The sequence below is a fragment of the Sulfurospirillum deleyianum DSM 6946 genome (assembly GCF_000024885.1).
GTDB lineage: Bacteria > Campylobacterota > Campylobacteria > Campylobacterales > Sulfurospirillaceae > Sulfurospirillum > Sulfurospirillum deleyianum.
In genome coordinates, this window is sequence record NC_013512.1 from 1800319 (window position 1) to 1814522 (window position 14204).

Annotated in this window: 17 protein-coding genes; all 17 read right to left on the reverse strand. The window is 28.3% G+C overall.

What is annotated here, in order from left to right:
- Positions 1–79 precede the first annotated feature (79 nt).
- The 17 genes from rfbC to rfbA are packed head-to-tail and all read right to left on the reverse strand — an operon-like array spanning position 80 to position 14202.
- On the reverse strand, positions 80–652 hold the full coding sequence (rfbC, locus tag SDEL_RS08960; RefSeq protein WP_012857535.1) for a dTDP-4-dehydrorhamnose 3,5-epimerase: 573 nt from the start codon (positions 650–652) through the stop codon (positions 80–82).
- Entirely contained in the window at positions 649–1614 is a 966-nt protein-coding gene (locus SDEL_RS08965; protein WP_012857536.1) for an MraY family glycosyltransferase, read from the reverse strand. Before SDEL_RS08965 ends, rfbC begins: the two co-directional genes overlap by 4 nt.
- Positions 1611–2468: an NAD-dependent epimerase/dehydratase family protein gene (locus tag SDEL_RS08970; RefSeq protein ID WP_012857537.1), complete on the reverse strand. Its 858-nt coding sequence runs from the start codon at positions 2466–2468 to the stop codon at positions 1611–1613. Before SDEL_RS08970 ends, SDEL_RS08965 begins: the two co-directional genes overlap by 4 nt.
- A 3-nt stretch (positions 2469–2471) precedes the next feature.
- Positions 2472–3290 (reverse strand): glycosyltransferase, encoded by an 819-nt coding sequence (locus SDEL_RS08975; protein WP_012857538.1) that lies wholly within the window; start codon positions 3288–3290, stop codon positions 2472–2474.
- Positions 3287–4093, reverse strand: a complete 807-nt coding sequence (locus SDEL_RS08980) for an alpha-1,2-fucosyltransferase (RefSeq protein ID WP_012857539.1) — start codon at positions 4091–4093, stop codon at positions 3287–3289. The genes SDEL_RS08975 and SDEL_RS08980 overlap by 4 nt, the downstream gene beginning before the upstream one ends.
- Position 4094: 1 nt before the next feature.
- The gene (locus SDEL_RS08985; protein WP_012857540.1) at positions 4095–4871 is read right to left on the reverse strand and encodes a glycosyl transferase; all 777 of its coding nucleotides are present in this window, start codon (positions 4869–4871) and stop codon (positions 4095–4097) included.
- On the reverse strand, positions 4868–6205 hold the full coding sequence (locus SDEL_RS08990; protein ID WP_012857541.1) for an O-antigen polymerase: 1338 nt from the start codon (positions 6203–6205) through the stop codon (positions 4868–4870). Before SDEL_RS08990 ends, SDEL_RS08985 begins: the two co-directional genes overlap by 4 nt.
- The gene (locus tag SDEL_RS08995) at positions 6202–7401 is read right to left on the reverse strand and encodes a lipopolysaccharide biosynthesis protein (RefSeq protein WP_012857542.1); all 1200 of its coding nucleotides are present in this window, start codon (positions 7399–7401) and stop codon (positions 6202–6204) included. Before SDEL_RS08995 ends, SDEL_RS08990 begins: the two co-directional genes overlap by 4 nt.
- Positions 7398–8276 (reverse strand): glycosyltransferase family 2 protein, encoded by an 879-nt coding sequence (locus SDEL_RS09000; RefSeq protein WP_012857543.1) that lies wholly within the window; start codon positions 8274–8276, stop codon positions 7398–7400. Before SDEL_RS09000 ends, SDEL_RS08995 begins: the two co-directional genes overlap by 4 nt.
- Positions 8273–9142, reverse strand: a complete 870-nt coding sequence (locus SDEL_RS11725) for an alpha-1,2-fucosyltransferase (protein WP_012857544.1) — start codon at positions 9140–9142, stop codon at positions 8273–8275. Before SDEL_RS11725 ends, SDEL_RS09000 begins: the two co-directional genes overlap by 4 nt.
- Before the next feature lies 1 nt (position 9143).
- Positions 9144–9755, reverse strand: a complete 612-nt coding sequence (locus tag SDEL_RS09010) for an acyltransferase (protein WP_012857545.1) — start codon at positions 9753–9755, stop codon at positions 9144–9146.
- On the reverse strand, positions 9742–10842 hold the full coding sequence (locus tag SDEL_RS09015; protein WP_012857546.1) for a DegT/DnrJ/EryC1/StrS family aminotransferase: 1101 nt from the start codon (positions 10840–10842) through the stop codon (positions 9742–9744). The genes SDEL_RS09010 and SDEL_RS09015 overlap by 14 nt, the downstream gene beginning before the upstream one ends.
- Before the next feature lies 1 nt (position 10843).
- Complete coding sequence (locus SDEL_RS09020; protein WP_012857547.1) at positions 10844–11362, reverse strand: GNAT family N-acetyltransferase; 519 nt, start codon at positions 11360–11362, stop codon at positions 10844–10846.
- A gap of 25 nt (positions 11363–11387) precedes the next feature.
- Positions 11388–11903, reverse strand: a complete 516-nt coding sequence (locus SDEL_RS09025; protein ID WP_012857548.1) for an acyltransferase — start codon at positions 11901–11903, stop codon at positions 11388–11390.
- Positions 11893–12297: a sugar 3,4-ketoisomerase gene (locus SDEL_RS09030; protein ID WP_012857549.1), complete on the reverse strand. Its 405-nt coding sequence runs from the start codon at positions 12295–12297 to the stop codon at positions 11893–11895. The genes SDEL_RS09025 and SDEL_RS09030 overlap by 11 nt, the downstream gene beginning before the upstream one ends.
- Positions 12294–13334 (reverse strand): dTDP-glucose 4,6-dehydratase, encoded by a 1041-nt coding sequence (gene rfbB / locus SDEL_RS09035; RefSeq protein WP_012857550.1) that lies wholly within the window; start codon positions 13332–13334, stop codon positions 12294–12296. Before rfbB ends, SDEL_RS09030 begins: the two co-directional genes overlap by 4 nt.
- Positions 13324–14202: a glucose-1-phosphate thymidylyltransferase RfbA gene (gene rfbA / locus SDEL_RS09040; RefSeq protein WP_012857551.1), complete on the reverse strand. Its 879-nt coding sequence runs from the start codon at positions 14200–14202 to the stop codon at positions 13324–13326. Before rfbA ends, rfbB begins: the two co-directional genes overlap by 11 nt.
- Between the last annotated feature and the right edge of the window lie 2 nt (positions 14203–14204).

Here is a 14204-nt window from a genome sequence, read left to right on the forward strand (position 1 = left end):
AAATAAGTTTTATTTTTGTGTTATCAAACCTTTATTTTTTAGATCTTATTTTACTTAAAAAAACATATACATCACTTCACTAGTAATATTTTTTACCATAATCAAATGGACTTACTGCATCACTAAACATTTTTAGTCCAATATCTGCTTTACCTAAAATAATATCTTGCGGTTTTATCTTCCATTCAACATTTAAATCACAATCGTTATATCTCACACCTATACTCTCACCAGATTCAAAATATCTATCTATTTTCATATTTACAATAGCTTTATTGCTTAAAACTGAAAACCCATGCAAAAATCCTTTTGGAACAAAGAGCTGTTTATTTTCAACATCATCCAGCTCTACACTCACGACTTTTGCAAAAGTTGGACTTCCAACTCTAAAATCAACTGCAACATCTAAAATCTTTCCTCGTAGTACGCTAACTAATTTTGATTGAGCAAAATTAAGAGTATTTGTATGAAGTCCTCTTATTACACCATATTTACTATGTGAAATAATATCTTGACAAAAATCAACTTCATATCCTACAAATTTATTAAAACTTTCTTTTTTAAATGCCTCAAAAACAAATCCACGGTTATCGTTATGAAAAACTGGCTCACAAAGTATGAGTTCTGGTATTTCAAGTTTTTTGTAATTCATGATTCAAACTTCTTCTTACTATCCACAAACCTATAGGCAACATAAAGCAAAACTAAACTAAGAGCAAAACTAACAGCAATATTTGGTATAAAATAGACCAATAAAAATATTACTACATTGAGTCCTAGAGCATAAAGCGTAACTTTGCTGTGACTCCATCCTGCTTGTGTGAGTCGTTGATAAGCATGTTTTTTATGAGCTTGACTTAGCTTTTCACCATTTAACTTTCTACGAACTAAAGTCATAGTAGCATCAAACCAAAATACCCCATAGAGTGTGATCCATATCCATAAATTTTGGCTTTGTATATTTGCATAGTATAGAGTAATAATAGCTATGGTATACCCAAGAAGTGTACTTCCCACATCTCCCATAAATATCTTTGCATTATGCCAGTTCCAATATAAAAAGCCCAGTACTGATACACCGAGCACTGCAAAGTAATCAGCTCCAAATATAACTAATCCGGCGACACTTAAAAATATAAATTTCACACCAAGATAAGAATCAATCCCATCTATAAAATTAGTAAGATTTATATACCAAAGTATAAGTAGCATTGCAAATACTGATGTAATAAAAGTATTTGATATATCAAACAATCCAAAAGTTAGTACATCAAGTCCACCTATGATATAAAGCCCAGTAGCGCCTACCAATGCAAACACTATCATTCTGATTTTTGGAGATAATTCTACTATATCATCCACAAACCCAACTACAGCTATCACAGCACCGATAATAAATGCAAAGAAGAGTGTTGGCTCTATTTGATTGTTTATATACAGATAGATAAGCCCTGCAAACCAAGTAATAGCAACTGCAATTCCTCCACCATGAGGAATAGGTACTGTATGGCTACTTCGCTCATTCACAGTAGCTATAAGTGATTTTTTTATGGCATACTCTTTTATGAAGTATGTAAGGGCAAAAGATATTGAAAATAAAACTATATAAATCAAATAGACTCTCCTTGTATCATCAATCTAATACCATCTTCTATCGTATAAGGATTTTTAAGATCTAACTTCTCTTTTGTGATGCTATTGTCAACTGCCAAACTTCGATAAAGTCGCTTGTGAAATGATGGTTTAACTATTTTCAGTAATAACTCAAAAAAAGGTATTTTTATTAGATATATTTTTTTAGAAAGATTTTTTGCTATGAGTTCTATCAATTTTGAAGTACTTAAAGGCTCATCATCACTAGCTAAAAATACACCGTTTTGTTTTTGAGTTATTATCTTATCTATCATATGACAGAGATTTCCTATATAAACCATACTTCGTTTGTTCTCAATCCCCCTAAAAGGTAATAGAGGAATTTTATTTACAAGATGTAAAAGGCTTTTTATATTTGCTTTTACTCCATATCCATATACGATAGGAGTTCTTATGATACTTACTTTAAAGTTTTCGTTTTCTAATTTTTGAAGTTCGATTTCTGCTTTTAATTTACTTTTTCCATACTCATCTTCAGGATTGCAAACACTATTTTCAGCATATTTAGATTCCGTCTCTTCTCCATATACTTTCACTGTACTCATAAAAAGAAAGTATTTTACTCCACTCTCTTTTGCTTTTTTTGCTAATTTTAAAGTCTGAACAACATTTACTTTTTCATATTCCTCAGCACTCGCTCCAGCCATTTGATGTACTAAAGCAGAGAGATGTAAGATAATATCAATTTCTTGACAATCCAAGATATTGATATCATCTTGTAAAAAACTAAAAGTTTTTATTTCATACTTTTCTTTATATTTATTTATAAAATAGCTTCCTAGAAAGCCCCTTGAGCCTGTAATTAATAGTTTCATAACTTATAAACTTCTTATAATACTATATACAATTTTTAAAATTTTTATTGGCATTAATCTAACTGGAACTCTTATGAACATATTTTTAATAAGTTCAAGAGTTGAAATAAATCCAATATTTCTAAATTCCTTTAATAAAGTTAGCTCACTTTTCACATAAACAATGCCACTTCGTCTTTTAAGCATATCATCACCTGCTCGCATGTTCAGAAGTACTTCTTGAATATTGTAGAACTTTGCACCTTGTACTATCATTCTCCCCCATAAATAATAGTCTTCCATTAACATCATTTTTTGATATCCACCTGAATTTTGAACTACAGCCTTTTTATACATAACAACTGGATGATTTATAGGACATCTAGTTTTTGCATATTTTATTATGTCATTATGATTTTGAGGTAGCTTTCTATATCTTAAAATCTCATTTTCGCTACAAACAAACTCACTTATCCAAGCACTAGAAACATCAACATTGTTATTTTCGAAAACTTTTAATTGCTTTTCAAACCTATATGGTAATGAAATATCATCTGTATCCATTCTAGCTATCAAGTCATAACAACAATGTTGTACGCCAATGTTGAGGGCATCACCCAAACCAACATTCTGTTCTAAAGGAACAGTTATAAAAACATCTTTTAATTTTTCTTTCCATTTTTTTATCTCTTCATACAATTCAAGAGTTAATTTTCCATCTTGAACTAGAACTATCTCATTCGGTTTAATAGTCTGGTCATCCCAAATACTTTGCATAGCTCTATTAAAGTACTCAGGTTTTTCTTTGTAATAAATTGACATTAGTACTGAAAACTGATTCAAAATAAAATCCTTCTTTCATTTGGTAAAAATATTTTTCTTAGATTATTGGGAGTCCAATATTCAGGCGAAATTACGACACTGTTTTCATTATTTGCTAATGCACTAGCCCATAGAGCAAATGTACTTGAAGACAGAATACGGTATTGATATCTACCTATTAAATAAAAATCATCATAAATATTATTCCCAATAAATTTATAATCAATATTCAGTTCATCCAAAATAGTTTTAGCATAATTTGTATCATCCGTAACTATATGAAACTTATCTCGCTGATATTCACTTTTCATAATATCAATAGCTTTAATATAATATTCTTTCGGAGAAACAATATTCCATCCAAGTTTTACAAAATCCCCACCTCGAATATGAATAACACAATATTCTTCATTTTCATCATATTTACTTGGTATGAAAATCTCTTTTAATATTTTTATCTCACTATTAAAATCTTCTTGTAATAAACAATCTTGAAAATAACCATCTAAAATTATGAGTTGCTTATTGGGATATTTCATTCCCCATTGAAAATTTTTATCATTAATAAATGGATAAAAAGGAAATTTAAGTGGAAATATTTTAGGAATTCTAAAATCAAGAATTTTATTTCTTATATATTGGACTTCAATATTTTTAAAATCAAAAAAATAAACTAACTCATTTTTGTGTTTTATTTCATATTTATTAAGTCCAGATATATCGATTAAAATCTTTTCTAATCCTAATCTTTTTGCCAATAACAATGCAGCAGATAATTGAAAAATTTGATTACCTAAGCCTCCTACCAATCTTACTAAAATCAATTTATCTCCTATGCCTGAACATTTTTTTTAACATTTTAATAATAAGAAATCGAATATTATAAAATACTCCCTTGTGTTTTATACTTATTATTTTCTCTTTATCTTGAACTATAATTTTTTTATTAATATCGATACTATAATGCTGAGGATAACAAAAACTAGGTGAAAGAATATTAAATTTTTCTTTATTATTTTGTACATAATTATTTATATGGCTTTCATCATGCCAAATTGCGATTATACTTTCTGAAAAATCTTTATCTATATTATCATCTAATATCTCTGCCATCTTAAGAAAATCATTTTTTATTCCACCATTAAATCCACCACATACATAAATGCTATCTACTTTTTTTTCAGTATAAGCTAAAGATTTTATATTTGTTTCATAAGTAAACTTTTGAGGTTTTTTATCAAAAAAACCTGGATGCAAGGTAGCAAACAACTCTTTATTGGCAAATAAGTCATTTCTTGAAATTTTTTCGTTAAATAATAGATTTGCATTACAAAATATTAAATAATCCATATCTTGGAATACTGTTTTATACTTTATGAATGTTTTATATCTATACAAAGTTGGATATGGCCAATCCATCTTTTCTTGAAAAAATGAATGAATTCTTTCATTATTAATATTTAACAGTTCCCTATTATCCGTAAAAAGAAAATAGTGTTTTTCTTCATTTGTTAAGAATAATTCTTCTGAACTTTTATAAAAATTTTCCCAAAATTTCCAATAATCACCTGTACATATGTACAATATTCCAATTTTATTCATTGATATCTCCTGTTTGATTTTAAAAAAATATATGAAAATATTAAAAGGTAATCCCCGAAAATCAAATATCTTGATTGAAAAAAACCAATGGATATCGCAAATAAAAGCCAAAATATAAAAGTTAATCCCATAAACTTATAGGTTATATTATTAATATCTTTTTTCCTATAAAAATTTACTAAGAGAAGTATTATAAACATACTCCTTATAAATCCCTCTAGTATATTAAAAACAATAGCATATGAATTTGTATTTCCATAAGGAAACCTAAATAAATAGATAATATTCACTTCACTAAAAATTGTTAATAAAAATTTCACTGGGAGTTTATACAGTAGTTCTAAAATACTCATAGGAACATAGTCCATTTTATATCCCCAAAGCTCTTCTGTATCAAAGCCAAAAGGGATATACATTGGACTTTGAAAAAAATTTATATTGAACAATAAATCTAAGAAATATATTGACAATATAAAGATAAATAAAATAAAAATATAAGTTTTAAATAAATTTTTAATAAATGACTTTTTAGTGTTATAGTTTAATAAATTAGAAATTTTACTAAAAATTATTATTGCCACAATATTAAATCTAGAAAGAAATGAAGCTAAAAGTGAAATGAATATTATTCTTTTTGAAATAACTTTTTTATTCTTAAATAATAAATAAAACAATATTGCCAAAAAAACATAATATAAAACTTCTTTTGATAGTGATGCGATCCAATAGATTGGTCCAGGTAACAATAACATCAAAAAAGAAATACTATAAATTTTATTTTTACTTAAATTTGTCATTTTTAAAATATATATAAAGAAGAAAAACATATAAGAATAAATAAATAAATTTATCATTGGTAAAATTTGTTCTTCAATTCCAAATATTAAAAACATTCCCCCATAAAGGTAAACGATCAATGCCCAATTAGGAGACATCTGCGTACCATAATATAATGCAAAATCTGTATTTACAACAGACAATCCATTAACAAGATTTTTGGCCACATACACATACATACCACTATCAAAATATTCATCAGGAGCGATTACACTTATTATTTCATTCTTAGGGTAATAATACGCAAAGTAAAAAATCACATATCCTATGAAAAAAACTAAATATCTACTTATGTTAAAAGAAACAAAACTCTCCGTAGGAGAATCTTCCGTTTTATGTAAAAAAAAAGAATCTAAATATGTCAATACTAATATAAAATAACAAAAATATATAATATTTATATCTATTGATCTCTTTCTAATTGTTAATAAAACTAAACAAATAATTAATATATTTGATAAAAATTGTAAAAATAAAATTTTTCTATTTAATATCATATTTTAAACTTATAGACTACAAAAAAAGTTAATATACTATAACTCAAGTATGAGATAATAAAAGCATATAATGCACCGTTCATTCCATAAAATTTAACTAAAAATAAAAAAGCTATCATTGAAACTATTCCTGAAATAATATTTGGCATTAATAATAGTTTTGTTTTATTGTGTGCAAATATTTCTGAAGTAATTGACATTGTTAGCGAAAACAATGAATATGTTAAAAACATAGGTACTAGCATCCAAGCTCCCCCAATGTATTTAACATCAGATAAAATAGTAACTATATATTCAGAAAAGAAATTAATAAATAATGCTCCAAATATCATTATGAAAAAACCTATAATTAATATTTTTTTATTAAATTCTCTAATTGAACCTTTTTTTTCCTTTTCTTTTTTATATAGTATTGGCATAAAATACATTCCAAAAAAAGCTTGTAATGCTCCTGGAATTATTACCACCAAAGAATTCATTACAGCAAAAAGAGCTACATCCTCTAAAGTGAGATAATATTCTATTATCCACCTATTAGACATATCTCTCATCCAGCCAAATATCCCCCAAATAGCCAAAGGAGAAGCAAAAATATATATCATTTTTGCCCAATAAAAAAACTGAACCCTATTTGGAAAATTGAAATCTGAATTCTTAGGTTTAGAATAGATAATAATTACTATATTTACTATTATAAATATGGTAAATACTCCCATAGTAGAATTTGAGAGAATAGACAATAACACTAATTTCAAGAAAAATTCAACAAAAATAGAATTAAGATATTTTTTTCTATTTCTTAAAGAATTTATAAATATATAGTTATTAATTTTTAATACTTCACTTACAATATAAGCCATAACTACAATATATTCAACACCATCAATATTTATCAGATTAGAAAAAAATAAAATCATTGTTAAAACTATATAGATTACAAAAAATGCTATATCTAATATGAAAATTGTTTTGTAAACATCAATAGCTCTCTTTTGTGATAATACAGATGTATACTTTGTCAAAGCTTGTTGAATGGCTGTAAAAGGAAATGTAAAAATGATTGCACTGAAGGATAAGATCAAAGCATAAAGCCCAAAATCTAAACCAGATAGCTTTGAGGTAAGTATCTTAAAAACCAGAAGTCCTCCACCCATTTGAATAGCCTGAGTTAATACAGTGTAATATATTTCTTTCATTTAATTCTTTTAAAAATGAAACAAGGTATCAATAATTTTAATAGTGCTTTAAAAAAATTTAAATCAAAAAAATTTCTATATGTAATATTTTTAAATAAAAAATATTTTATTGCATAAATTTTATTGCATTTTCCAAAACTTCCAAGCCATCTAATATTCCACTTTCTCAAAGCTTCATCAAAAATTGGTTCATTTGAATATTTTAAGATTATCTCTTCTTCTGCTTTTTGCATTTTTGATATATTACTAGATAAACTTAATGCATTACCAACTCTGTATAAAGCTAAATATTCATCTACATAACCTATTTGATTATCTTTTGTTATTTTCAACCACATCTGAAAATCTTCAATATATCCTTTGTCATAATTATATTTCATAAATATATCTTTATTTATAAGTGTTGTTAAACTATTAATAAAAAAATTTCCACAAAGTAAACTTTCAAATATATTTCCTTTTTCTCCACCATCTTTAATCTTACCTATAATTTGATTTTTCATATTTATAAAATACATATTAGAATAAACCATTGCATATTGAGGATTATTTTCAAGATAATTAACTAAAACTTCAATTTTGTTATCTACAAACGCATCATCAGAAGCCAAAAGTGAAATATATTTTCCTCTGGATAGACTTCTTAATTTTTCTATAGTAAAAATTAATCCTTGATTTTCTTGTTTATAATATTGAAAACTATATTTGACTAACAGTTTTTGTGCTACATCATCTGAATTATCAGTAGAACCATCATTTATTACTATTAATTCTATATTCCTGTATGTCTGTTGCATAACACTTTCAATAGCAAATTCAACAAAACTTTCATGGTTATATAATGGTATTAATACCGAAACTAATGGTTTATTCATTCTAAGTTTTCCAAAAATAAAATATTTTTATCTTTTATATTATCAATAATATACTTATTTAGTTTTTCTTCAAATACCCATTCTGATAGAGATATAATAATTTTATTATGATTAATATTCAACCATGCAAAAAACAAACTAAAACCACTATTAGCAATAATATTATGCTTACTTAAAGTCATCAAATGAAACTCTTCGTAGTCTTGAAATCCTTCAACAAATTCAAATTCAACATTATCTAAAAAATTAAAATTGGGCTTAAGCCAATCAAGATCATCTGAAAAGATTAGTAATTTCATTTTCAATAAATTCTTTGATATATATTGAAGTGCTTTTTTATAGTATTCCAAACTACAAGTACAATGTAATTTCGATGCATTATCATCATGCGCAAAATCACTACTTTGCTTAGCCAAAAAATGATTTGTTGAATCCATATATTCAGATTTTAAAGTCAATTCTTTCTGTAAAATTTCTTTTATATGACTAAAATATCTATCTCCACTCCATTCTCCCTCAACATAAATATTATCTGGAAGCAAATTGAAATTCTCCAAGGAAATAAAACTTTCATTACAATAATTTCTATAATTTATTTTCCAGTTAGTAAATTTCTGAAATAAATTATTAATTTTTAATAAATACTTATTGGGTTTAAACTGTTTTATTTCTTGCTCTGTTGCAATCTTTGCAACCACATTATATTTGTCTAAGTGATATTCTCTAATAGTATCAGAACCTGAAATATTATCAAACCAAAAAATATCAAGTTTTAATTCAGTATTATATTTTAGAGACAATGCTCTACCAACTGAGTACTTATGTAATTGACTCGCCAAGCCACCCATTATTTTTATTATTATCATATTAAATATCCAATTTTCTTATCACTTTTGCAGGATATCCACCAGCAATTACATTTTCAGGAATTAATTTTGTAACAACAGAACTATTTGCTATCACACTATTGTCTCCAATAGTTACACCTTTTAAAATCTTTACATTAGAACCAATAAATACATTTTTACCAATAACTACTTTTGCAGTTTTTGGAGTTCCCGTCATTCGTCTCTCTGGATGTAAATCGTGAAAATCACTATCTGTTATCTCAACATTTAGTCCAATAAGAGTTTTTTCTCTTATTTCAATCCCTTCACCTTCACTTGTGATCATAAAGTTATTATTTATCCAAACATCATCACCGATAACTATTTTTGAATGTTCATTTCTAGTGTCAATATATCCATAACCACTGTAGAGATAAGGGCTTGGCGTTACACCAAGGTTTACATTTTTACCAAACACGATTGTCCCCCCCCCTAATAGTTGAGTTGGCTGATTATAGATTGGTTTGCCAACTATATTTTTACAGTTTGATAACATTTTGTACTTCAAAATTCTTGGGTATTGAAAAATAAAATACTCAACGATATGCTTTAGTTTTCGCTTTACCTTAAAGATAAAATTATTTATACTCATTTAAAACCTTAACAATCTGCATAGTATCTTCCAAACTCTGAACACCACTAATAGGCAAACTCAACACTTCATTATGTATTTGTCCACTTATTGGATAACTATCATTATTCCACTCTTTATAAGCATTTTGTTTATGTGGAGGTAGTGGATAGTGGATAAGTGTTTGAATGTCATTTTCCTGTAGATATTTTTGTAGTTCATCTCTTTTATTTGTTCTTATCGCAAACAGATGCCACACATGATTATCTTCTGCTCTTAAAGTTGGTAAAATTAATTTATCATTTTTGATATTTTGTAGATAATAGTTTGCTATCCCTCTTCTTTTTTCTACTTCATTATCAAGGTATCTTAATTTTACTCTAAGCATTGCTGCTTGCATTTCATCAAGTCTGCTGTTTATTCCTTTATAAAGATTTTCATATTTTTTATGGCTTCCATAGTTTCCTAGTGCTTTTATAGCACTCGCTAATTCTTCATCATTTGTTGTAACTGCTCCACCATCACCTAAGGCTCCAAGATTTTTTCCAGGGTAAAAGCTAAATCCGCTTGCATCTCCTAGATTTCCACTGCGTTTATCTTCAAAGTATGCACCATGAGATTGGGCTGAGTCTTCTATCACTTTTAAGTTATGTTTTTTTGCTATTGCGTTTATCTTGCTCATCTCACAAGTTTGTCCATATAGATGTACTGGCAAAATTGCTTTTGTTTTTGAAGTGATTTTTTCTTCTATTTTAGCTGGGTCTAAAAGAAAAGTATTTATATCTGGTTCTACTAAAATAGGTACAAGATTGTTTTGAGAAATTGCCAAGATAGATGCAATGTAAGTGTTTGAAGGAACTATCACTTCATCCCCATCGCTCATGACACCCATCTCTTTATATGCTCTTAGAACTAAGATAAGTGCATCAAGACCATTTGCAACACCAATGGCATACTTTGTACCACAATACGCTGCAAACTCTTTTTCAAACTCTTTATGTTCATTTCCTTGTATGTACCAACCACTATCTATCACCCTTGTGCAAGCTTCTATTAACGCAGCTCTATACTGAGTGTTTATGCCTTTTAAATCTAAAAATGGAATCATCTTACAAATACCTCTTATATTTTTCTTTTGTTATTTCATATTCACTTTTTTCAAAATTGAAAAAATATTCCAACTCGTTTTCAGCTACCACTTTTGCTCCAAATCTTTGATGAAATGCTGTCACTTTATCATTTCCTTTTTGAACTTCAAAATGAGATTTTTCAAACCCTAGTGTGTAAAAGGCAAACTCATATATTTGAAGTGCAGATTCTATGGCTGTAGTTTTTGGAGCATCCTCTTTTATAAGCCAACTTCCCCAGCAGAATGAGTTATTTTTAAAATCATACATTCTTACAAGTCCAAGTTTTTCTTCATCTTTTGATTCGATTACAAAGTAAAATTCTTTTTTCTCTTCTTCTCGTTGTTTATAACTTTTTATCCACTCTTTTTGAGACGCAACTGTACCTGTTACTTTTGAAAGATATTTCGTTTTATCTTGATTTTGTCTCATGCTATAAATAAACTCTGCATCTTCTATAGTAACTGTTCTCATATTTATATTTTTGCCATAAATGATCATGCCGCCATTAGGCTAACATAACTATCTACCCCCCCCCCTCTAAGCACTCTTTACATGTAAGGCTTTCATCACACTTCTGTCCACATTTGCAAACATACCCTTTATGTTTAGCAGGATTTCCATACCAAAGTTCTTGAGTTCCTACATCTTTGGTTACAACACTTCCCGCTCCTATCATCGCATATTCTCCAATAGTGATACCACCTACAATCGTACTATTTGCACCTATTGAAGCTGATTTTTTTATAATAGTTTTTAAAAACTCTTTTGGATATTGTTTACTTCGTGGTAAAAAATCATTTGTGAAAGTTACATTTGGACCGATAAAAACATTATCTTCTAGGGTTATTCCATCCCAAACTTGCACACCACTTTTTATGGTTACATTATCTCCTATAATTACATCATTTTCTATTAGAACTCCAGCATTGATATTACTGTTATTACCTATCTTTGCATTTTTTAAAACAACACAAAACTGCCAAATATTTGTATTTGCACCAATATGTTTCGTTTGAACATCTGCTAATTTATGAATCATTATTTACCATCTCTAAGAATGTATCATAGTTAGTAATATAATCACTAGCATCATAATATTCATCAGCTAAAACCATAAGTACACAATCACCACTAAAATCATGCATCGTTCCCCAAATAAGTGCATCTTGAAAAAGGCCCAAATTTGGTTTGTTCAGTTCATATGTTTTTTTTTCTTTTCCATTATCTAAAGTAACTTTACAACTTCCCACAACAGATACAAGAAACTGTTTTGTTTTATAATGAGAATGATTTCCTCTAGGAATTCCTTCTTGTGTTCCGTAGATATAAAAAACTCTTTTGACATCAAAAGGTATTTGTCTATTTGCTTCAAGTGCTATAAGTTGCCCTCTATAGTCTCCTAATACTTTAAATTCTTGTAAAGTTGTAATCATTTACTAATCCCATATTTATTTAAATACCACTCAATAGTTTTAACTATTCCTGTGTCGAATGTTTCGTTTGCTTTCCACTCTAGTTCATTTTTTAGTTTTGTGGCATCAATAGCATAGCGTCTATCATGTCCTGCTCTATCTTCTACAAATGTTATTAAACTTTTATATGAAAAATTTGATTTTGGAACTTGTTGGTCTAAAATAGTACAAATTCTATCTACTATCTGAAGATTTGTTCTTTCATTTCTCCCACCGATATTATAAGTATCTCCTGTTTTACCTGTATGATAAACGATATCTATCCCTTTACAGTGGTCAAGTACATAAAGCCAATCTCGGATATTTTTCCCATCACCATAGATTGGTATTGGGTTTCCTTTAAGGGCATTTCTTATGATAGTTGGGATGAGTTTCTCATCGTGTTGTTTTGGTCCATAGTTATTTGAGCAGTTTGTGATAACAGTATTGAGTCCATAAGTCTCATAATATGCTCGAATAATCATATCACTTGAAGCTTTTGAAGCGGAATATGGAGAGTTTGGCATATAGGGAGTGGTTTCTGTAAACAAATCATTTGGGTCAAGGGTGAGTGTTCCATAGACTTCATCTGTTGAAATATGGTGAAATCTACAGTTTTGATAAGCTTCTTTATAAGTAAAAGGCTTCTCCATCCAATAGTTTTTCGCTACATCGACAAGGGTATAAGTACCATTTACATTTGTTTGGACAAATACACCTGGGTTTTTGATAGAGTTATCTACATGACTTTCAGCCGCAAAGTGGATAACACCTCTTATATCGTATTCATTAAAGATAAACTCTACAAGCTCACGGTTACAAATATCCCCTTTGATAAATTTATATCGTGGATTTTGTTCACACTCTTTTAGGTTTTCTAAGTTCCCTGCGTAAGTGAGCAAGTCTAGGTTTACTAAATTGTACTCTGGGTATTTTTCTAGGAAATATGGTACAAAATTTGAGCCTATAAATCCTGCTGTTCCTGTGAGGAGTAATGATTTATTATTGTTATTGAGCATCATCTTCCTTTACTAAATCATAAAGATATTGTCCGTAACCATTTTTAGAAAGTGGTTTTGCTATTTCTAGCACTTTATCTTTATTTATCCAACCATTTCTATATGCTATCTCTTCAAGGCAAGCTATTTTATATCCTTGTCTATGCTCTATAGTTTGTACAAATTGTCCTGCTTCTATTAAGCTATCATGAGTACCAGTATCTAGCCATGCAAATCCTCTTCCTAAAAGCTCAACTTTTAATTTTCCTCTTTTTAGGTACTCTTGATTCACTGTTGTAATTTCTAATTCACCTCTCTCACTTGGCTTAACATTTTTTGCTATTTCAATCACATCATTATCATAAAAATATAATCCTGTTACTGCAAAGTTTGATTTTGGCTTATTTGGTTTTTCTTCTATACTGATTACATTTTTATCTTTATCAAATTCAACTACACCAAATCTTTCTGGATCTTTTACTTGATATCCAAATATAACTGTTCCATCTTTTAAAGTTGCCACCTCTTTAAGCATAGAAGAAAATCCTTGACCATAAAATATATTATCACCCAAGATAAGGCACACACTATCATTGCCAATAAACTCTTCACCTAAAATAAAAGCTTGAGCTAACCCATCTGGAGTTGGTTGAATTTTGTATTTTAAATTTATTCCCCAATCACTTCCACCTCCTAAAAGTTCTTCAAACTTTACAATATCTTGCGGAGTTGAAATAATAAGTATCTCTTTAATACCTGCTAACATCAAAACTGATAAAGGATAATATATCATTGGTTTATCATAGATTGGAAGTAGTTGCTTACTTATACTTCTTGTTATTGGATAAAGTCTTGTTCCGCTACCACCTGCTAATATTATCCCTTTCATTT

What these genes read in the sequence shown, in the direction of transcription:
- SDEL_RS08995 (WP_012857542.1), bottom strand. Translation starts at nt 7,401, where the DNA reads ATGAAAGAAATATATTACACTGTATTAACTCAGGCTATTCAAATGGGT.
- rfbC (WP_012857535.1), bottom strand. Translation starts at nt 652, where the DNA reads ATGAATTACAAAAAACTTGAAATACCAGAACTCATACTTTGTGAGCCA.
- SDEL_RS11725 (WP_012857544.1), bottom strand. Translation starts at nt 9,142, where the DNA reads ATGATAATAATAAAAATAATGGGTGGCTTGGCGAGTCAATTACATAAG.
- SDEL_RS08985 (WP_012857540.1), bottom strand. Translation starts at nt 4,871, where the DNA reads ATGAATAAAATTGGAATATTGTACATATGTACAGGTGATTATTGGAAA.
- SDEL_RS09030 (WP_012857549.1), bottom strand. Translation starts at nt 12,297, where the DNA reads ATGATTACAACTTTACAAGAATTTAAAGTATTAGGAGACTATAGAGGG.
- rfbB (WP_012857550.1), bottom strand. Translation starts at nt 13,334, where the DNA reads ATGCTCAATAACAATAATAAATCATTACTCCTCACAGGAACAGCAGGA.
- SDEL_RS09020 (WP_012857547.1), bottom strand. Translation starts at nt 11,362, where the DNA reads ATGATCATTTATGGCAAAAATATAAATATGAGAACAGTTACTATAGAA.
- SDEL_RS09025 (WP_012857548.1), bottom strand. Translation starts at nt 11,903, where the DNA reads ATGATTCATAAATTAGCAGATGTTCAAACGAAACATATTGGTGCAAAT.
- SDEL_RS08990 (WP_012857541.1), bottom strand. Translation starts at nt 6,205, where the DNA reads ATGATATTAAATAGAAAAATTTTATTTTTACAATTTTTATCAAATATA.
- SDEL_RS08970 (WP_012857537.1), bottom strand. Translation starts at nt 2,468, where the DNA reads ATGAAACTATTAATTACAGGCTCAAGGGGCTTTCTAGGAAGCTATTTT.
- SDEL_RS09015 (WP_012857546.1), bottom strand. Translation starts at nt 10,842, where the DNA reads ATGATTCCATTTTTAGATTTAAAAGGCATAAACACTCAGTATAGAGCT.
- rfbA (WP_012857551.1), bottom strand. Translation starts at nt 14,202, where the DNA reads ATGAAAGGGATAATATTAGCAGGTGGTAGCGGAACAAGACTTTATCCA.
- SDEL_RS09000 (WP_012857543.1), bottom strand. Translation starts at nt 8,276, where the DNA reads ATGAATAAACCATTAGTTTCGGTATTAATACCATTATATAACCATGAA.
- SDEL_RS09010 (WP_012857545.1), bottom strand. Translation starts at nt 9,755, where the DNA reads ATGAGTATAAATAATTTTATCTTTAAGGTAAAGCGAAAACTAAAGCAT.